Raw genomic sequence first — 18,016 nt, 5'->3', positions numbered from 1 at the left:
AACCTGGCAAGGCTTGCGGCCGGCAAACTTGATCGCCGTCAAGCGGTTAACCATCTCCCCCGGCATAGCCTTGCAGCGCACCAAGAATCTGCGCGCCGGACGACATCTACGGGGGCAGCGCGGGTCATGCCTGAGGAGAAATGGAATGCTGATCAGCCACAAAAAATCGTGGGCGATGAGGGTCACGGCGCTGTGTACAGTGCTGGCCTCCCCTTACGTCTTCGCCGACCAACCCCCTGCGCAGGCCACCTCGCAGGACAGCCCGCGCATGGTCAAGACCGACGGCGCGCCGGACCTGAGCCAGGCCGACTTCGACGCGGCCAAGGAAATCTACTTCCAGCGCTGCGCCGGCTGCCACGGCGTGCTGCGCAAGGGCGCCACCGGCAAGCCCCTGACACCCGATATCACCCAGGCGCGGGGCCAGGCCTACCTGGAGGCGCTGATCACCTATGGCTCCGCCGCCGGCATGCCGAACTGGGGCACCTCCAACGCCTTGACCAAAGACCAGATCACGGTGATGGCCAAGTTCATCCAGCACACCCCGCCGACACCGCCGGAATGGGGCATGGCCGAAACCCGCAAGACCTGGAAAGTCCTGGTCAAGCCCGAGGACCGACCCACCAGGCAACTCAACAACCTCAACCTGCAAAACCTGTTCTCGGTGACCCTGCGCGACGACGGCAAGATCGCCCTGATCGACGGCGACACCAAGAAAATCGTCAAGCTGATCGACACCGGTTACGCGGTACACATCTCGCGCATCTCGGCCTCCGGACGTTATCTGCTGGTGATCGGTCGGGACGCCAAGATCGACATGATCGACCTGTGGCCGAAAGAGCCGACCAAGGTCGCGGAAATCAAGGTAGGCATCGAAGCCCGCTCGGTGGAAACCTCCAAGTTCAAGGGCTACGAAGACAAGTACACGATTGCCGGCTCGTACTGGCCGCCGCAGTTCACGATCATGGACGGCGAGACCCTGGAGCCCAAGCAGATCGTCTCGACCCGGGGCATGACCGTCGACACCCAGCAATACCACCCCGAACCTCGCGTCGCGGCGATCATCGCCTCCCACGAATGGCCGGAGTTCATCGTCAACGTCAAGGAAACCGGCAAGGTGATGCTGGTCAACTACCAGGACATCAAGAACCTCACCATCACCAGCATCGACGCCGCGCCGTTCCTGCACGACGGCGGTTGGGACAGCAGCCATCGCTACTTCATGACGGCCGCCAACAACTCCAACAAAGTCGCGGTGATCGACTCCAAGGAACGCAAGCTCACCGCCCTCGTGGACGTCGGCAAGACCCCGCACCCGGGACGCGGCGCCAACTTCAATCATCCGCTCTACGGACCGGTCTGGGCCACCAGCCACTTGGGCGACGCCGGGGTTTCGCTGATCGGCACCGACCCGGTCAAGCACCCGCAATACGCCTGGAAACAGGTGGGTTCGCTGCAGGGCCAGGGCGGCGGTTCGCTGTTCATCAAGACCCACCCACAGTCCCGTCACCTGTACGTCGACACCACCCTCAGCCCGGACGCCAAGCTCAGCCAATCGGTGGCGGTGTTCAACATCGACAAGCTCGACGCCGGCTACACCGTGCTGCCAATCGCTGAATACGCCGGTATCAAGAAAGGCGCGTTGCGCGTGGTGCAACCGGAATACAACAAGGCCGGCGATGAAGTCTGGTTCTCGGTCTGGAGCGGCCAGGAAGACGAGTCGGCGCTGGTAGTGATCGACGACAAGACCCTCAAGCTCAAGAACGTGATCAAGGACAAGCGCCTGATCACCCCGACCGGGAAATTCAACGTCTACAACACCCAACACGACATCTATTGAGCCCCATCAATAAGAGGAAAAACCATGAAGCCTATTCTGATCGCACTGGCCTTGACCGCCGCCTATAGCCTGCCGGCCCTGGCCGATGATGGCCCGACACTGTTCAAGAGCAAGCCGTGCGCGGCCTGCCATTCCATCGACACCAAGGTGGTAGGCCCGGCGCTCAAGGACGTCGCGGCAAAAAACGCCGGCGTTGCCGGAGCCCAGGACGTATTGGCCAAACACATCAAGGAAGGCACCCAAGGCAACTGGGGACCGATGCCGATGCCGGCCAACCCGGTGACGGAAGAAGAGGCCAAGACGCTGGCGGCTTGGGTTCTGACCCTTAAATAACTTACAAGGCGCAAATCACTTGTGGCGAGGGGATTTATCCCCGCTGGGGTGCGAAGCAGCCCTGAAACCTGACAGCGCGGTGTGTCAGGCAGATAGGTTCTGCTTTTCTGGGGCTGCTTCGCACCCCAGCGGGGATAAATCCCCTCGCCACAGGGGACATGCAAAAATTCAATATCGGAGGACGTCATGGAACGACACAGCTTCACCCCCTCGATCATCGCCCTCCTCCTGCTTATCCCTGCCTGCGCGCTGGCCGCTCCCGACCCGCCGCGCCAGGCCCAACTCCAACATCTTCTGGACCAGGACTGTGGCGCCTGCCACGGCCTGCGCATGACCGGCGGCCTCGGCCCGCCGCTGACTCGCGAAGCGCTGGCGGGAAAATCCCGCGACAGCCTCATCGCCACCGTCACCCTCGGCCGCCCCGGCAGCGCCATGCCCGGCTGGGCGCCACTGCTCGGCCCCGACGACATTCGCTGGCTGGTGGACCGGCTTCTTCAAGGAAAACCCGCCCGATGATCCGTTCCCTTCTGTCCATTGCCACCGCTGCAACCCTGCTCGCCGGTTGCGCCCAGCCCACCCTGCGCGGCACCGGAGACCTGGGCGTGGTGGTGGAACGCGCCAACGGCAGCCTGCAAATTATCGAAAGCGACAGCCACACCCTGCTCGCCCGCGTCGACGGCCTCGGCGACCTGTCCCATGCCTCGGTGGTGTTCTCCCGGGACCAGCGCTACGCCTACGTGTTCGGGCGCGACGGTGGCCTGAGCAAAGTCGACCTGCTGACCGCCCGCATCGACCGCCGCATCCTCCAGGGCGGCAACAGCATCGGCGGCGCGATCAGCCAGGACGGCAAGCTGATCGCCGTGTCCAACTACGAACCGGGTGGCGTGAAGGTGTTCGATGCCCGGACCCTGGAACAGCTTGCCGACATCCCGGCCACGCCGCTGCCGGACGCCGGCAAACGCTCCCGGGTGGTGGGCCTGGTGGACGCGCCGGGCCAGCGTTTCGTGTTCAGCCTGTTCGACACCGGCGAGATCTGGACCGCCGATTTCAGCGACGGCCCCACGCCGCGCATCGAGCGTTTCACCGGCATCGGCCAGCAACCCTACGACGCGCTGATCACCCCGGAAGGGCGTTACTACATGGCCGGGCTCTTCGGCGAAGACGGCATGGCGCAACTTGATCTCTGGCATCCGGAGCATGGGGTCAAGCGCGTGCTGGGGCATTACGGACGCGGCGAGGCCCGGTTGCCGGTGTACAAGATGCCGCACCTGGAAGGCTGGGCCGTGGCCGACCAACAGGCCTTCGTGCCCGCCGTCGGTCACCATCAGGTGTTGGTGATGAACGCCACGACCTGGCAACAGGTCGATGCCATCGCCGTCGCCGGGCAACCGGTGTTCGTCACCGCGCGGCCGGACGGACGCCAGCTCTGGGTCAACTTCGCCTACCCGGACAACGACCGCGTCCAGGTCATCGACACCCAGACCCACGCCATCGTCGCCGACCTTCGGCCCGGGCCGGCGGTGTTGCACATGGAGTTCACTGCGCGCGGAGACCAGTTATGGCTGTCGGTCCGGGATGGCGGTGAAGTGCAAGTCTGGGATCCCTATCGACTGGCACGGATCGGCACGCTGCCGTCGCTGAGCCCCAGCGGCATTTTCTTCAGCAGCCGCGCGCACAAGCCAGGGTATTGACCATGACATCCAGCCCTCTCGCCCGCCGCTTGATCGACCGCTTCCAACACGGCCTGCCGCTGTGTGCCGAACCCTTCAAGGCCATGGCCGAAACCCTGGGCTGTAGCGAGGCCCAGGTCATCGACTGCCTCCAACACCTGAAACTGGCGGGGACATTGTCGCGCGTCGGACCAGTGTTCGAGCACAGCCGGGCTGGCGCCAGCACCCTCGCCGCCCTCGCCGTGCCGCCGGAGCGCCTGCACCAGGTGGCGGCGCGCGTCAGCCAGTACCCGGAAGTCAATCACAACTACGCACGGGAGCATCGCTACAACCTCTGGTTCGTGCTGACCGGCCCCGATCGCGCCCACCTGGACATCATCCTCCAGGAACTGGAGCAGGACACCGGCCTTACGCCGCTAGACCTGCCCATGCTCACCGCCTACCGCATCGACCTGGGCTTTGCCCTGGAGACCGCCCCATGAACATCACCCTCAGCGAGGCACAATCCCTGGCGCTGCGCCGCCTGCTGGAAACCGGCCTGCCCCTGACCCCGCGCCCCTTCCAGGCCTTGGCCGAACAGATCGAGGCCTGTGAAGCGCAGGTGCTCGATCAGATGCGGTTATGGCACGAACAAGGCTTGTTCCGCCGCGTCGGCCTGGTGGTCAACCATCGGGCCTTGGGGTTCTCCGCCAACGCCATGCTGGTGCTGGACGTGCCCGACGCCTTGGTCGATGAAGTCGGGCGACGCCTTGGCCAAGCCCCGGGCATCAACCTTTGCTACCAACGGCCACGACGTCTGCCGCAGTGGCAATACAACCTGTTCTGCATGATCCACGGGCGCCAGCGCGACCGCGTCGAGGCCCAGGTCCAGGCGTTGCTCCAGGAACATATGCTGGATGACCTGCCGCACCAACTGTTGTTCAGCACGCACCTGTTCAAGCAATGCGGCGGACGTTTCGCCGCACCGGCCGGAGCCTCGATCGATGGATGACCTCGACCGTCGCCTGATCAATCGCCTGCAATTGGGCTTGCCGCTGGTGCGCCATCCCTGGGAGCACCTGGCCCGCGAACTGGACAGCAACAGCGCCGAGCTGCTCGACCGCCTGCATGAGCTGCTCAATGAAGGCGTGCTGACCCGTTTCGGCCCGATGTTCGACATCGATCGCCTCGGCGGCGCGTTCACCCTCGCCGCCCTGTCGGTGCCTGAAGCGCGTTTCGACAGCATCGCCGAGCTGCTCGCCGATATGCCCGAAGTGGCCCACAACTACCGCCGCGAGCACGCCTGGAACATGTGGTTCGTGCTCGCCTGCCCCAGCGAACAGGCGATCACCGAGACCCTGCTGCGCATCGAGCGGCTGACCGGCCTGGTGCCGCTGAACCTGCCCAAGGAGGAGACCTACCATGTCGGCCTGTATTTCCCGGTTTGATTCGCTGCGGCAACACCCACTGAGCCCGGAAGAAACCCCGCTGGCACTGCGCCTGGTCGAACTGACCCAGGCCGGCCTGCCGTTGCTGGAAGATCCCTGGAGTTGGCTCGCCGAACAACTGGGCCTGAGCGTCGAGTCCACCCTCGACCTGCTCAAGCGCCTGCAGGCCGAAGGCGCGATCCGCCGCATCGCCGCCGTGCCCAACCACTATCGCCTCGGCTACCGCCACAACGGCATGACCGTCTGGGATGTCGCCGATACCGACATGCCGCGCCTCGGCGCGCTGTTGGGCGTGCAGCCCTTCGTCAGCCATTGCTACCGCCGACCGCGCCGCCCCGGCTGGCGCTACAACCTGTTCGCCATGGTCCACGGCCGTAGCCGCGAGGAAATCGACAGCTACCGCGAGCACCTGCGCTATCTGCTGGGAGATGCCTGCGCCGCCGACGACATGCTGGTGAGCAGCCGGATCCTGAAAAAAACCGGCCTGCGCCTGACACCGACCGCGCGTTGAGCCTGCACGCCAACCCCTGCATGCCAACCGAAGGAGCGTTTTATGTTGAGGATCAGCCATTACCTGCGCGCCCTGGCCGGGCAATGCCCCGCTCCACGCGTCGCGCCCCCCGGCAGTCGCCGCGCGCCGGTGGTGATCTGGAACCTGCTCAGGCGCTGCAACCTGACCTGCAAGCATTGCTACGCAACCTCCGCCGACAGCGCGTTTCGCGATGAGTTGAACACCGTCGAAGCCCTGCAAGTGATCGACGACCTGCACGACGCCGGGGTCCGGGTGTTGATCCTGTCCGGCGGCGAACCGTTGCTGCGCGAGGACCTGTTCCAGCTCAGCGCCTATGCCCGCGCCCAAGGGTTCTTCGTCGCCCTGTCCACCAACGGCACGCTGATCGACGCCACCAACATCGACCAGATCGCGGCGGCGAACTTCGATTACGTGGGCATCAGCATCGATGGCCTCGAAGCGACCCACGATGAGTTCCGGCAACTCAAGGGCAGTTTCGCCAGTTCCATGGCGGCGATCCGGCTCTGTCGTGCGCGCGGGATTCGGGTGGGTCTACGCACGACGCTGACGCAGCAGAACCATTTGCAGTTGCCCACCCTGCTGGAACTGATGAACGAATACGATGTGCAGAAGTTCTACCTGTCCCATCTCAACTACAGCGGTCGCGGCAAGCGCAGCCGCAAGCTCGACGCCCACCAGCAGATGAGCCGCGAGGCGATGGAATTGATTTTCGAGCGCGCCTGGGCGGACGTCGAACAGGGGCGCGACAGTGACTTTGTCAGCGGCAACAACGACGCCGACGCGATCCTGCTGCTGCAATGGGCCGCCCGGCGCCTGCCTCAACACTCCGCCGCGCTGGAGCAAATGCTGCGGGCCTGGGGCGGCAATGCCTCGGGCGCCGGCATCGCCAACATCGACAACACCGGCGAGGTCCATCCCGACACGTATTGGTGGCAGCACTCGGTGGGCAATGTCCGCCAGACACCGTTCAAGACCCTCTGGCTGGAGCGCCCCGAGCCGCTTCTCCTAAAACTGCGCGAGCACCCGCGCGCCGTCGGCGGACGCTGCGGCCAATGCCGCTGGCTGGCGATCTGCAACGGCAACACCCGCACCCGCGCCTGGGCCGACGGCGACCTGTGGGGCCAAGACCCCGGTTGCCACCTGAGCGATGAAGAAATCGGCGTGCACGCGATTCCCAGCGTGGCGCTGAGCCCGATATAGCCCGATAGCCCGACGGCGAACCTGATGAAGAACCAAGGAAGTCCCATGCCTGCCCCCATCGTTTTGCCCGCTGCCCTGCAATCGTCCTTCCGGCCTGGGGAAGTCGCCCTGGTCGGCGCCGGTCCCGGTGATCCGGGCCTGTTGACCTTGCGAGCCTGGAGCCTGCTGATGCAAGCCGACGCGGTGGTCTACGACCGCTTGATCAGCCCGCAGTTGCTCAGCCTGATCCCACTGGCTTGCGCCCGCCATTACGTCGGCAAGGCCGCCGGTTGTCACAGCCTGCCCCAACCGCAGATCAACCAACTGCTGGCCGATCTGGCGGACCAGGGCCAGCGAGTCGTCCGGCTCAAGGGCGGCGACCCGTTCATCTTTGGCCGTGGCGCTGAAGAGCTGGAGTACCTGTTGTCTCGCGGCATCGACTGCCAGGTGGTGCCCGGCATCACTGCCGCGGCCGGCTGCTCGGCCTATGCCGGCATTCCACTGACCCATCGCGACCTGGTCAATTCCTGCCGGTTCATCACCGGTCATTTGCAGCGCGACGGTGAGCTGGACTTGCCGTGGCGCAGCCTGGCCGATGACAGCCAGACGCTGGTGTTCTACATGGGCTTGTCGAACCTGCGCACCATTGCCGAGCGATTGATAGCGGCCGGGCTCTCGGCAGACACCCCGGCGGCGTTGATCAGCAACGGCACGCGCCCTGACCAACAGGTGCTGCGCGGCACGCTTGGGGCGTTGCCGGACATGGCCCAGGCCTGCCTCGACGGGCTGCCCACATTGACCGTGATCGGCAAGGTCGTCGGCCTGTTTGCCCAGCAGCCGGTGCAGCATCCGGCGCGTATTCATCCGACGCCACGGGCTCAACCCTTCGCCTCGAAGGTGGCGTCATGAAGGGCTGGTGGTTCACTCCAGTGCTGTGGATCAGCGTGGCCCACGGTGCGGACGTCAAAGGGCCGGACCTGGACCAGGCCGAGCGCAACTATCAGCAGCACTGCCAGCAATGCCACGGCGTCAATCGCATCGGCGCAGCCGGGCCGGCGCTGTTGCCGCAAAGCCTGAGCCGGATCAAGCCCGCCGAAATCCGCCAGGTCATCGAAAACGGCCGCCCCGCCAGTCAGATGGCAGCGTTTGGCGCCTTGCTGGATGCCGCGCAGATCGATGGGCTGACCGACTATCTCCAGCGCCCACCCGCCGTCGAGCCGACCTGGAACGAAGACGACACTCGCCGCAGTCATCGCCTGCTGGCGGATCTCGCCACCCTGCCGGACAACCCCCGGCACAACGCCGACCCGCTGAACCTGTTCGTGGTGGTGGAGGCCGGCGATCACCATGTCGATATCGTCGACGGCGATCGCTTCGAGGTGCTGGCGCGTTTCGCTTCGCATTTCGCCCTGCACGGCGGCCCGAAATTCTCCCCGGACGGCCGTTTCGTCTACTTCGCGTCACGGGACGGCTGGATCAGCCTGTACGACCTGCACAACCTCAAGCTCATCGCCGAAGTCCGCGCCGGGCTCAATACCCGTAACCTGGCGGTGAGCAAGGACGGTCGCTGGGTGCTGGTGGGCAATACCTTGCCGGGCAATCTTGTGGTGCTGGATGCCCGTGACCTGTCGCTGGTCAAGACCGTTGCAACGGTCGGGCTGGACGGCCAGGCATCGCGGGTCAGCGCGGTCTATACGGCGCCGCCGCGGGACAGCTTCATCGTCGCGCTGAAGGACGTGAAGGAAGTCTGGGAGCTGTCCACCGGTCCGAACCCGGACTTTGTGCCGAGGCGCATCGAGGCCGAGGATTACCTGGATGACTTTTCCTTCTCGCCCGACTATCGGCAGCTACTCGCCACCTCGCGCAAGGCCCAGGGCGGGCAAGTGATCGACCTCGACACCGGGCGGATCGTCACGGATATCGCGCTGCCGGGCATGCCGCACCTGGGCTCGGGGACCTATTGGAAACGCAATGGGCAATGGGTGTTCGCCACGCCCAATATCAGCAAGGGGCTGATTTCGGTGATCGACTTCAACACCTGGAAAGTCATCAAGCAGATCCCCACCCTCGGGCCGGGCTTCTTCCTGCGCAGCCATGTCAATTCCCGCTATGCCTGGACCGATGTGTTTTTCGGCCCCGACAACGATGCCATCCACCTGATCGACAAACAGACCCTGGAAATCGCCCACACCCTGCGCCCGATGCCCGGCAAAACCGCCGCCCACGTCGAATTCACCCGCGACGGCCGCTACCTGCTGCTGAGCATCTGGGATACCGATGGTGCGTTGATTGTCTACGACAGCAACACCCTGAAGGAGATCAAACGCCTGCCGATGAACAAACCGTCGGGCAAATACAACGTGGGCAACAAGATCGAGTTTGCCGAGGGGACCTCGCACTGACCTGGCATTGTGGGGGGCTGCTGCGCAGCCCAGCGGGAGCAAGCTCCCTCGCCACGGGATTGGTGTCGGCCTTGTGTTCCAAGCCAATCGAAGCATTTGTGGCGAGGGGATTTATCCCCGCTGGGTTGCGCAGCGACCCCAAAAAGGCCAAGCCCAATCAACCTGACCCACCTCGGTGACTGTTCCAGGGGCTGCTGCGCAGCCCAGCGGGGATAAATCCCCTCGCCACAAGGGCTGCGTTGATAACCCTTTCTTCCAGCCACCCAATCCCCGTGGGGGGGGGGGGGGGGCCCCCCCCCCCCGGGGCGGGGGGCGGGGGGGTGGTGGGGTGGGGGGGGGAGTCGGAGGGGGGGGGCTGCGTTGATAACCCTTTCTTCCAGCCACCCAATCCCCGTGGCGAGGGAGCAAGCTCCCTCGCCACGGGATCGGTGTCAGCCTGTGTACTGCAAAGCGATTGGAATACCTGTGGCGATGGGATTTAGCGAAACGTCGCACCGCCCCGCTGGGTTGCGCAGCAACCCCAAAAGGCCGAAAACGGTCAGTGGCTCATTGAGGACATCGCTCCGGCCTGCCCCAGCAGCTTCTGGTCGATGTCCTCCAGACGCAGGACCTTGCCGCCGGTATCGTGGGCGAGTTTTTGTGCCGCCTCGGGGTCGGAGAAGGAGGCCAGGACCACGCCCATGGCGCCCTTGAGTCCGGAGCCGATCACGAAGTAGGCGGTGCGGGCGTCGATCAGGTGGGCGTCGTCCGGTGCGTCCCAATGGCTGCGGCCCATGTCGTGGACATACAGCTTCACGTCGGCGCGGTGGTTTTCCGGTTGCAGCCACCAGCCAAGCATTTCCGCCGGAGAGCAGAACTTCTTCGTCCCGCCGGCACCGACCGCCGCGCCCTTGGGCCCGGGGAAATCGGTGATGACCATGCCACACACATGGCATTCATCCCCTGGATGAAAAGCCAGTCCCGCCTGGGCAGCCGGCGGCGATTGAGCCTTGTCGCAAGCCACCAGCGCCAGGCACACCAGAACCCCGGCCAGGACACGGCTCACCTTGAAATAAACCCTGTTCATCACATCCTTCCTCATCAAGACCAGAAACTCATGGGCATCGGCGATTGAACAACCGATAGGCCAGCCACAACGGCACCCCCAACCACAACCCCAGGCACAGCCACAGCAGCGGCGCTGAAACCGGCAAATCGCTGCCCAGCGTCAACACGCCGGCCCCACTGGAAGCGGCGTCGAACCCCGACACATTGATCAGTCGATACACATCAGTCGGGTTCAACAGCAACAGCCAAGGCAACAGCTCCGGACTGAACCGGCCCTCGCTCAGCACCAGCAACGCCAGCAGCGCCAGGTCGAACACCAGCACGAAGAAAAACCACACGCCCAGCGCCAGCCCCGCCGCGGTGGATTTTTCCGCCGACAGGCAACTCAGCACATAGGCCAACCCGAGGAACACCCAACCGAGCAGCGTGCTGGACAGCATGAAGCGACCGAAGGCCCAGAGCAGCAGGCTCAGCTCGACGTCATCCACCAGCACGGCAATGGCCAGCATCGCGCAGCCAAAGCCAATCAGGGTCGCCAGGGCCAGGATCAGCCCATGGCCGACAAACTTGCCCAACAACAGCTGCCCGCGGCCCAGCGGATACGTCAGCAACAGCAGCAACGTGCCGCTTTCGTCCTCACCGACAATCGCGTCATAGGCCAGCAGCAAGGCAATCAACGGCATCAGGAACGTCGCCAGGCTGGCCAGGCTCGCCACCGTCGCCGGCACCGAGGTGAAGCCCAATTGGCCGGACGCCGCCGCGCCGAGCCAGGCGATGCCGATCGCCAGAACCGCGAACAACAAGCTGATCGCCAACAACCATCGGTTGCGCAGGCCGTCGCTGAGTTCCTTGCGGGCCATGTTCCAGATCGGGTTCATTGGCCGGCCTCCTCGGTCGCCGCGCGGGTCATGTAGTGGCGGTACAAATCTTCCAGCGAGGGAGGCTTGATCTCCACGTCCGTCGGGTCGTCCTGGGCCAGCAACTGGCGCAGCAACACCAACTTGCTGCCATCCGGCGCGGACACCTGCACGCCTTCGGCGCCCCAGCCCTGGGTGACGTGCCCTTCGCTGCGCCAGTGCTGGCGCAACCAGTCGGCCCGGGACAGGCCCGACGCGCGGATCAGCGTCGGCAGCTCCGCGTCCTCGCGCAATTGCGCCAGGCTGCCCAGGGCCAGCAGCCGCCCTCGGGTGAGGATCGCGGCGCGGTTGATGTGCGCCTCCACACCCGGCAAGACGTGGGAGCAGAGAATGATGCTGGTGCCCTGCCAGCGCAGGCGATCAAGCAATTGATAGAGATCCTGGGTGGCGATGGGGTCCAGGCCCACGGTCGGCTCATCCAACAGCAGCAGGCGCGGCTGGCCGAGCAAGGCCTGGGCCAGCCCGAGGCGCTGGCGCATGCCTTTGGAATAGGTGCGCACCCGCCGTCGTGCCGCGCCCGCCAGCCCCACCTCCTCCAGCAAGCGCTCGACCTGCGTAGGCGCCGCGCCCTTGAGCCGGGCGAAATGCTGCAAGGTTTCCAGCCCGCTCAACTGCGGATAGAACATGACGTTCTCCGGCAGATAGCCAAGCATCCGCCGCACATTCGGGTCGCTGGGCTCGCGGCCGAAGACCCGCACCTGCCCCGAGCTGGCCTGCAGCAAACCGAGAATCAGCTTCATGGTGGTGGTCTTGCCCGCGCCGTTGTGCCCGAACAGCCCGAGCACTTCGCCCTGGGCCAGGGTCAAGTCAAGCCCGTGCAGCACGGCGACGTCGCCATAACGCTGGCTGACGCCTTCGATTTCGACGACGTTCAAGACGCGTCCTCCTGGGCAACGTTGCGTTGAAGAGATTGTATGGGCGCTTGCATCAGCGGGTGGCTGTCCATCACGCCTGGGGATTTCATCACCGGGAAGGCCCGCTGCACCCAGCGCAGCAGTTCGACGCCCGGGCTGTTCATCAGCAAGCGCACCTGGGGATACAGCCACAGCAGCCGGTCGACGTTATCGTTGGGTTCATAGGCAACATCACCGAGACCGTCGCTGTTGCGGTCCCAGCCCAGGTAATCGCTCCAGTAATTGCCGCGCCCGTCCGCCGACCATTCCTGCAGCCGCGTGGCGACATATTTGACCTGGCGCTGGTTATGGACGAAGGCATTGCCGGCGATGCAGTTGTCCTCCGAGCCGGCGGTGAGGTGGATGCCCACGGCGCTGCGCTCGAAATGATTGCCTTCGATGCGGTTGAACAGCGAGTTGTAGATGAACAGCGCCTTGCCTTCGGCGCCGGTGATCATGGTGTCGCCGGTGGACCCGTCGCGCACGTCCGTGACGAAGTTGTCGCGCAAGGTCGAATAGGTGATGTAGTTCATCAGGATCCCGTAGTTCTGGTCCTGTTCGGAGCGGTTGCCGATCACCGTCAATTGACGGCTTTGCATCAGCGCGTAGCCGGTGCGGGTGCGCCGGGTGATGTTGCCCAGCAGTTGGTTGTCGTTGGCGAACATGTAATGCACGCCGTAGCGCAAATCCTCCAGGGTGTTGCCCTGCAGCAGATTGCCGTTGGACGTGTCGATGTAGATGCCGTCGCGGGTGTCGCGGATCTGGTTGCCGATGACCCGCGCGCCATGCACCGCGTACAGGTGAATGCCATTGCCACGGTCCTGGGAGCGCAGGCCCGGGTCGCCCTGGATGCGGTTGTCGATGAGGCTGACGTCCCGCGTGCCATCGACCCAGATGCCGAAGCCCTGGCCCTGCATGCGGTTCGCCCGCACCACCGCGCCTTGCCCTGCAGGCTGGATGAACACGGCGGCGTTCATGGCCGTCAGGTCATGGCCCCAGTCCAGGAAGGTGCAGCCTTGGACCTGGACGTTCGGCGCCCGGATCACCAGGCCGTTGCCCTCGCCCTGCCCCTGGAATACCGCGTCCGGCGCACACGTGAGCGTCATGGCTTGATCGATGCTGAACGAGCCACGGTATTCACCGGCCGGAAGACGCCATTGCTGGTCGCCCTCGGCCTGCAATGGCAAGTCCATGATCGACTGCGGCGCGCTGGACGCGCCGCCCGACAACAGACAGAACATCAGCGCAATGACCGTTCGATGAGCGTTTGCATGCGACATGTTCCCGGTCATTGCACCTGCCTCCTCGATGAATGACTCAGGCTTTTTCAACCAGCATGCGCCCGACCATTTCCATGTGCAGCGCATGACAGAACCAGCTGCAGTAGTACCAATGCAGGCCTGGCTTGTCGGCCATGAAGGTGATGGAAGAGGTTTGCTGCGGGCTGATCTCCATGCTCGCGCCGTGGTTGGTCATGACAAAACCGTGGGACACGTCCTCGATCTGGTCGATGTTGGTGATCGTTACCGTCACCTCGTTGCCCTGCTTGACGGTGAACTCCGTCAGGCCGTAGGCCGGCGCCATGGAGGTCATGTAGACCCGCACCTTGTTGCCGTCGCGGATGACCTTGTTGTCAGTCTCCAGGTTGATGCCGTCCTTCTTCGCCCGGGCCACGGTTTCGGCGAAGAACGGGTCGTTGCGGTTCCAGATCTTCTGGGTCTTGATCTGGTCGCGCCGCGCGAGGATGCAGTCGTGGGGCTCGGCGAAGGCCGGGCCGTCGTGGACCAGTTTCATTTCGTCGCCGGAGATGTCGATCAGTTGGTCGTTCTCAGGGTGCAGCGGCCCGGTGGGCAGGAAGCGGTCCTTGGAGAATTTGCACAACACCACCAGCCACTTGCCGTCCGCATCGCTGGTTTCGGTCAGGGACGCATGGTTGTGCCCGGGCTGGTACTGCACGTCGAGTTTCTGCTTGATGTAATTGACCTTCTCGCCCTTGTAGGCGCGGATGGCCTCGTCCATGTTCCATTTCACCACCTGGCTGTCGATGAACAGCGTGGTATAGGCATTGCCGCGTCCGTCGAAGGTCGTGTGCAGCGGCCCCAGGCCAAGTTCCGGCTCGGCGACAATGACTTCGCGCGGGTCTTTGTAGCGGTCGTTGAACAAGTCATCCAGGCGGTCGATGGCGATCATCGAGACGGTCGGCGAGAGCTTGCCGTTGGCGATGAAGTATTTGCCGTCAGGCGAAGTGTTGAGACCGTGGGGGTTCTTCGGCACGGGGATGTAGCGGGTGAACTCGCTGTCCTTGCCATCGACTTTACGGCCGTCCACCACCGGCACCTTGGAACCGTCCAGGTTGATGAACTTGCCGGCCTTGATCGCCGCCTCGATGCGCGGGATGTTGAACACCACGACCCAGTCGCGCTCGTTGCGCATCATGCCGCCCAGGTCGTAGGCCTTCTCCGAGTTATAGCAGGTGCTGGCGGCGTATTTGCCGGTGTAGTCGGCGTCCGAGTTGTCCAGGTTGCCGTCGACGATGACCTGGAAGGCCATCTCCATTTTCTCGGCATCGATGGCGTTGAACATCGTGAAGCTGTTCTTGTCCTGCAGGTCGAAGGTGTGACCGTCGTTGGGGTGCGGAATGACGAACTCGGCGTTGGCGAACACGTACTTGGTGTACGGCACCTTTTGCAGGCGCAGGCCGTGGATCGCTTGCACGTTGGGCACGGTGAGGATCTTGTCGCACTTCATGATGTCGAGGCGAATGCGCGCGACCCGCGAGTTGGCCTTGTCGTTGATGAACAGGTATTTGCCGTCGTACTTGCCGTCGGTCATGGAGATGTGCGGGTGATGGCAATCGCCGTTCTGGTACTTGGCGCTGTCACCGAGGATGTGCTTGCTCTCGTTGGTCAGGCCCCAGCCGGTCGCCGAATCGACGTTGAACACCGGGATGCGCATCAGCTCGCGCATCGATGGCACGCCGAGCACCCTCACCTCGCCTTGGTGGCCGCCGCTCCAGAAACCGTAGTATTCGTCGAGCTCGCCGGGGCCGACGTGGATCTTCGACTTGGCCTCCTTGGCCGCTGCCGCCCAGGATTCGCGGGTGAATGTACCGGCCCCCAGTGCGGTGGCGCCCGCCAACACGGCGCCAGTGACCGCGCCAGTGCCGAGGAATGTCCGCCGGCTGACGCCCCTGGGCTCTTCCACTGCGTCAGGCGTCGGGATTTTTTTATCGCTCATGCTGTGTGTGCTCCGTGAAGAATGAAAGGGTCGAGGCCAGGTCTTGCGCGCCTTTCAAGGCGTCGGCTCCACCTGCACCACCGGGATTCGTTGCGGGTCGGCCGGGTTTGCCTTGCCACGTTTCTTGCGCTTGTTGATCAAGGGCGGGCATTTGTTTTCGTTGTGCCAGGTCATCTGGCAGTCGAGGCAGTAGTGGCATTCGTTGGCGTTGATCCGGCCGTCGGGGTGGATCGCCTGGATCTCGCATTCCTTGGCGCACAGTTGGCACGGGTTACCGCACTCCTTGCGGCGCTTGAGCCAGTCGAACAGGCGCAGCCGGGTTGGCATCGCCAGCGCGGCGCCGAGTGGGCAGACGTAGCGGCAATAGACTTTGCGGGTGAACAGGTTGATCAGCAGCAGCCCCGCCGCGTAGGCGACGAACCACCACTGGCGATCGAACTTGAGGGTAATGGCGGTCTTGAACGGCTCCACTTCGGCCAGTCGCTCGGCGGTGGCCATCGACTCCAGCGAGACGCCGAACAGCACCAGCAAAATGATGTACTTGATTGCCCACAGGCGCTCATGAACGGCGAACGGCAGTTCGTATTGCGGCACCTTGAGCTTGCGCGCCAGCTCGTTGATCAATTCCTGCAACGCGCCGAACGGGCACAGCCAGCCACAGAACACCCCGCGCCCCCAGAGCAGGATGCTGGCGGCGGTGAACACCCAGAGGATGAAGATCAGCGGATCGGTGAGGAACAGTTCCCAGCGGAAACCTTCGAACAGCGCGTGGACGAAGGTCAGTACGTTGACCACCGACAACTGCGCCAGCGCGACGCCGCCGAGGAACACCACGGTGAACACCAGGTAACCGCGACGCACCCAATGCAGCAACGTTGGACGCCGGGCCAGGGAGTCCTGGAAAAACAGGATCGCCGTCAGCACCAGCAACGCGGCGCCGAGCACGCTGATCTCGACGCTTTTCTGGTACCAGAGGGTCAGCCACATCGGTCGGCTGGCCTCTTCGGCCGCCGCCAGTTGCTCGGCCGTCGGCAATGGCCGCTCCAGATAAGGCTCGGGCAGTTGGTAGCCGAGTTCGAAACTGCTGAAGGTACCGCTGACCGGCCCGGTCTGGCGCCGCACCAGCAGTTCCAGGCTCCACGGCGCGCCGGGGTCGAAACGGTGGGCGGCGCGAATGATGAAGATCGCCATCTCGTCGAAGTCCGGCATGTCGGCGGCAGCGACGTCATCCAGGCGTTGGAAATCCAGGTCGCGGAAACTGATGGTGTCGCCGGACTGGCGCAATTGCACCCGGTCGAAAATCCCCCCGCGCACGTAGCCCGAGCCCTTGAACGAATAGCGGCCGCTGCCCATCACCGCGATCGCCTGCTCGCCTGGCTTGAGCTCGGCCATCAGCGTGCGGTACTGCGTCTCGCCCAGCAGATTGCGGCCGATGGTGGGTGGGTTGAGGTGGGTGACGTAGAGGTCGATGAAGGTGTCGTTCACCTGCTCGCCACTGGCGGTTTCGACGTGTTCGGCTTCGGTGCCTTTGAACGAGGCGTCGACCTGGCCACGGGTCAGGTGCAGGCGCCGCACCGCGCCGTTGCCCACCAGGGTGGTCCAATCGGCGGGCTGGTAGAAATCGTCCCGCACGCGGGCCGGCGCCACGGCCAATCCGGCATCGCCCTTGACCAGGCCCAGGGACACGGCGACGTCGTGGGCGGCGCGCATGATGACTTCGTTGACCACCATGGCCGTCACGGTGGCGCCGGCGATCGCATCGACCGTCACCGCATTCGGGTCGCTGGAATGCCCCACCACCACGCGCTGGTTGACCTTGATGCCGCTGTAGCGTGCGCTGAAGGCGTGGAGTTTTTCTTCGGCGATGCCGATCAGCAGGATCGGTTCGTGGTGTTCCAGCACGTAGGCGTCGAGGATCACACCGGCGGGATCGAGGACCACCTGGACGTTTATCGGTTTGCCTGAATAGGCCGGGATGTTTACCACATCCAGGCTTTGGAACACGTAGCCTACGACCTTGCCGGCGGCGGAGAGCTTGCGAACCTTGAAAGGGCCTTCGGGTTCGGAAGTCGAATCGACCTGGCCCAGGACGTGATGGATGCGTTGTTGCTCGATTTCACCGTAGTCCTTGGCCTGGGCAATGCCGGCAAGTATCAGCAGTAGAAGGAACAGCCCGGGAAACCAGGAACGGGATGGGTGCAGCATCGCTAAGGGACGGGTCATGAGCGCCAGGGCTTGAAGACAGGATCTTGGCGACCATTCTGCGGCTCGCCCCTACCCTCGGCCCTTGATTGAAATCAACTTGGCGGAAAACCAGCTGCGGCGGTTTTACACAGCCAACTGTGGCAGTCTTGTGTTCCAAGCCGATCGAAACATTTGTGGCGAGGGGATTTATCCCCGCTGGGCTGCGCAGCAGCCCCATAAGCAACGACTTTGACCTTACTGGCACACCGAGTTGTTTGGTTTGGGGCCGCTGCGCAGCCCAGCGGGGAGAAATCCCCTCGCCACAAGACCGGTTTACCTGCGCGACCGCGCCGCGTCA

General features: G+C 64.1%; 17 protein-coding genes. 11 read left to right on the top strand and 6 right to left on the bottom strand.

Annotation, left to right across the window (positions count from 1 at the left end; genetic code table 11):
- Nucleotides 1-268: 268 nt before the first annotated feature.
- From nirS to JMN22_RS24350, 11 genes are all read left to right on the top strand, one after another.
- On the top strand, nucleotides 269-1,837 hold the full coding sequence (gene nirS / locus JMN22_RS24400) for a nitrite reductase (RefSeq protein ID WP_236010421.1): 1,569 nt from the start codon (nucleotides 269-271) through the stop codon (nucleotides 1,835-1,837).
- 24 nt (nucleotides 1,838-1,861) lie between these two features.
- Nucleotides 1,862-2,170 carry a c-type cytochrome gene (locus tag JMN22_RS24395; RefSeq protein WP_030137677.1) on the top strand — a complete coding sequence of 103 codons (309 nt, stop codon included), beginning with the start codon at nucleotides 1,862-1,864 and terminating at the stop codon, nucleotides 2,168-2,170.
- Between the two features lie 186 nt (nucleotides 2,171-2,356).
- Nucleotides 2,357-2,686, top strand: a complete 330-nt coding sequence (locus tag JMN22_RS24390) for a c-type cytochrome (protein ID WP_202335027.1) — start codon at nucleotides 2,357-2,359, stop codon at nucleotides 2,684-2,686.
- On the top strand, nucleotides 2,683-3,861 hold the full coding sequence (locus JMN22_RS24385) for a cytochrome D1 domain-containing protein (protein WP_202335026.1): 1,179 nt from the start codon (nucleotides 2,683-2,685) through the stop codon (nucleotides 3,859-3,861). Before JMN22_RS24390 ends, JMN22_RS24385 begins: the two co-directional genes overlap by 4 nt.
- 2 nt (nucleotides 3,862-3,863) lie before the next feature.
- Complete coding sequence (locus JMN22_RS24380) at nucleotides 3,864-4,322, top strand: Lrp/AsnC family transcriptional regulator (RefSeq protein ID WP_202335025.1); 459 nt, start codon at nucleotides 3,864-3,866, stop codon at nucleotides 4,320-4,322.
- Nucleotides 4,319-4,831, top strand: a complete 513-nt coding sequence (gene ahbB, locus JMN22_RS24375) for a siroheme decarboxylase subunit beta (RefSeq protein ID WP_030138802.1) — start codon at nucleotides 4,319-4,321, stop codon at nucleotides 4,829-4,831. Before JMN22_RS24380 ends, ahbB (JMN22_RS24375) begins: the two co-directional genes overlap by 4 nt.
- Nucleotides 4,824-5,267: an Lrp/AsnC family transcriptional regulator gene (locus JMN22_RS24370; protein ID WP_202335024.1), complete on the top strand. Its 444-nt coding sequence runs from the start codon at nucleotides 4,824-4,826 to the stop codon at nucleotides 5,265-5,267. The genes ahbB (JMN22_RS24375) and JMN22_RS24370 overlap by 8 nt, the downstream gene beginning before the upstream one ends.
- Nucleotides 5,242-5,778, top strand: a complete 537-nt coding sequence (gene ahbB, locus JMN22_RS24365) for a siroheme decarboxylase subunit beta (RefSeq protein WP_202335023.1) — start codon at nucleotides 5,242-5,244, stop codon at nucleotides 5,776-5,778. The genes JMN22_RS24370 and ahbB (JMN22_RS24365) overlap by 26 nt, the downstream gene beginning before the upstream one ends.
- Before the next feature lie 42 nt (nucleotides 5,779-5,820).
- A complete protein-coding gene (gene nirJ, locus JMN22_RS24360) occupies nucleotides 5,821-6,999 on the top strand; it encodes a heme d1 biosynthesis radical SAM protein NirJ (protein WP_202335022.1) in 1,179 nt (392 codons plus the stop codon).
- 45 nt (nucleotides 7,000-7,044) lie between these two features.
- Nucleotides 7,045-7,887, top strand: a complete 843-nt coding sequence (gene cobA / locus JMN22_RS24355; protein WP_030138798.1) for a uroporphyrinogen-III C-methyltransferase — start codon at nucleotides 7,045-7,047, stop codon at nucleotides 7,885-7,887.
- Nucleotides 7,884-9,380: a nitrite reductase gene (locus JMN22_RS24350; RefSeq protein ID WP_202335021.1), complete on the top strand. Its 1,497-nt coding sequence runs from the start codon at nucleotides 7,884-7,886 to the stop codon at nucleotides 9,378-9,380. Before cobA ends, JMN22_RS24350 begins: the two co-directional genes overlap by 4 nt.
- A gap of 538 nt (nucleotides 9,381-9,918) precedes the next feature.
- Here JMN22_RS24350 and JMN22_RS24345 read toward each other — a convergent pair.
- Genes JMN22_RS24345 through nosR form a run of 6 tightly spaced genes read right to left on the bottom strand, consistent with a single transcriptional unit; the run spans nucleotide 9,919 to nucleotide 17,679 of the window.
- Nucleotides 9,919-10,446: a nitrous oxide reductase accessory protein NosL gene (locus tag JMN22_RS24345; RefSeq protein ID WP_202335020.1), complete on the bottom strand. Its 528-nt coding sequence runs from the start codon at nucleotides 10,444-10,446 to the stop codon at nucleotides 9,919-9,921.
- Between the two features lie 28 nt (nucleotides 10,447-10,474).
- The gene (locus JMN22_RS24340) at nucleotides 10,475-11,305 is read right to left on the bottom strand and encodes an ABC transporter permease (protein ID WP_030138795.1); all 831 of its coding nucleotides are present in this window, start codon (nucleotides 11,303-11,305) and stop codon (nucleotides 10,475-10,477) included.
- Nucleotides 11,302-12,219: an ABC transporter ATP-binding protein gene (locus JMN22_RS24335; protein ID WP_202335019.1), complete on the bottom strand. Its 918-nt coding sequence runs from the start codon at nucleotides 12,217-12,219 to the stop codon at nucleotides 11,302-11,304. Before JMN22_RS24335 ends, JMN22_RS24340 begins: the two co-directional genes overlap by 4 nt.
- Nucleotides 12,216-13,529, bottom strand: a complete 1,314-nt coding sequence (locus tag JMN22_RS24330) for a nitrous oxide reductase family maturation protein NosD (RefSeq protein ID WP_202335018.1) — start codon at nucleotides 13,527-13,529, stop codon at nucleotides 12,216-12,218. Before JMN22_RS24330 ends, JMN22_RS24335 begins: the two co-directional genes overlap by 4 nt.
- 25 nt (nucleotides 13,530-13,554) lie before the next feature.
- Nucleotides 13,555-15,474, bottom strand: coding sequence for a TAT-dependent nitrous-oxide reductase (gene nosZ, locus JMN22_RS24325; RefSeq protein ID WP_030138792.1), 1,920 nt, complete (start codon nucleotides 15,472-15,474; stop codon nucleotides 13,555-13,557).
- 54 nt (nucleotides 15,475-15,528) lie between these two features.
- The gene (gene nosR / locus JMN22_RS24320) at nucleotides 15,529-17,679 is read right to left on the bottom strand and encodes a transcriptional regulator NosR (protein ID WP_202335028.1); all 2,151 of its coding nucleotides are present in this window, start codon (nucleotides 17,677-17,679) and stop codon (nucleotides 15,529-15,531) included.
- Nucleotides 17,680-18,016 lie beyond the last annotated feature (337 nt).

It is taken from the genome of Pseudomonas sp. HB05 (assembly GCF_016756915.1).
Taxonomy (GTDB): Bacteria; Pseudomonadota; Gammaproteobacteria; order Pseudomonadales; family Pseudomonadaceae; genus Aquipseudomonas; species Aquipseudomonas alvandae.
This window is presented reverse-complemented; position numbering and strand designations above follow the sequence as displayed.

What these genes read in the sequence shown, in the direction of transcription:
- nirS (WP_236010421.1), top strand. Translation starts at nt 269, where the DNA reads ATGGTCAAGACCGACGGCGCGCCGGACCTGAGCCAGGCCGACTTCGAC.
- JMN22_RS24395 (WP_030137677.1), top strand. Translation starts at nt 1,862, where the DNA reads ATGAAGCCTATTCTGATCGCACTGGCCTTGACCGCCGCCTATAGCCTG.
- JMN22_RS24390 (WP_202335027.1), top strand. Translation starts at nt 2,357, where the DNA reads ATGGAACGACACAGCTTCACCCCCTCGATCATCGCCCTCCTCCTGCTT.
- JMN22_RS24385 (WP_202335026.1), top strand. Translation starts at nt 2,683, where the DNA reads ATGATCCGTTCCCTTCTGTCCATTGCCACCGCTGCAACCCTGCTCGCC.
- JMN22_RS24380 (WP_202335025.1), top strand. Translation starts at nt 3,864, where the DNA reads ATGACATCCAGCCCTCTCGCCCGCCGCTTGATCGACCGCTTCCAACAC.
- ahbB (WP_030138802.1), top strand. Translation starts at nt 4,319, where the DNA reads ATGAACATCACCCTCAGCGAGGCACAATCCCTGGCGCTGCGCCGCCTG.
- JMN22_RS24370 (WP_202335024.1), top strand. Translation starts at nt 4,824, where the DNA reads ATGGATGACCTCGACCGTCGCCTGATCAATCGCCTGCAATTGGGCTTG.
- ahbB (WP_202335023.1), top strand. Translation starts at nt 5,242, where the DNA reads ATGTCGGCCTGTATTTCCCGGTTTGATTCGCTGCGGCAACACCCACTG.
- nirJ (WP_202335022.1), top strand. Translation starts at nt 5,821, where the DNA reads ATGTTGAGGATCAGCCATTACCTGCGCGCCCTGGCCGGGCAATGCCCC.
- cobA (WP_030138798.1), top strand. Translation starts at nt 7,045, where the DNA reads ATGCCTGCCCCCATCGTTTTGCCCGCTGCCCTGCAATCGTCCTTCCGG.
- JMN22_RS24350 (WP_202335021.1), top strand. Translation starts at nt 7,884, where the DNA reads ATGAAGGGCTGGTGGTTCACTCCAGTGCTGTGGATCAGCGTGGCCCAC.
- JMN22_RS24345 (WP_202335020.1), bottom strand. Translation starts at nt 10,446, where the DNA reads ATGAACAGGGTTTATTTCAAGGTGAGCCGTGTCCTGGCCGGGGTTCTG.
- JMN22_RS24340 (WP_030138795.1), bottom strand. Translation starts at nt 11,305, where the DNA reads ATGAACCCGATCTGGAACATGGCCCGCAAGGAACTCAGCGACGGCCTG.
- JMN22_RS24330 (WP_202335018.1), bottom strand. Translation starts at nt 13,529, where the DNA reads ATGACCGGGAACATGTCGCATGCAAACGCTCATCGAACGGTCATTGCG.
- nosZ (WP_030138792.1), bottom strand. Translation starts at nt 15,474, where the DNA reads ATGAGCGATAAAAAAATCCCGACGCCTGACGCAGTGGAAGAGCCCAGG.
- nosR (WP_202335028.1), bottom strand. Translation starts at nt 17,679, where the DNA reads ATGCTGCACCCATCCCGTTCCTGGTTTCCCGGGCTGTTCCTTCTACTG.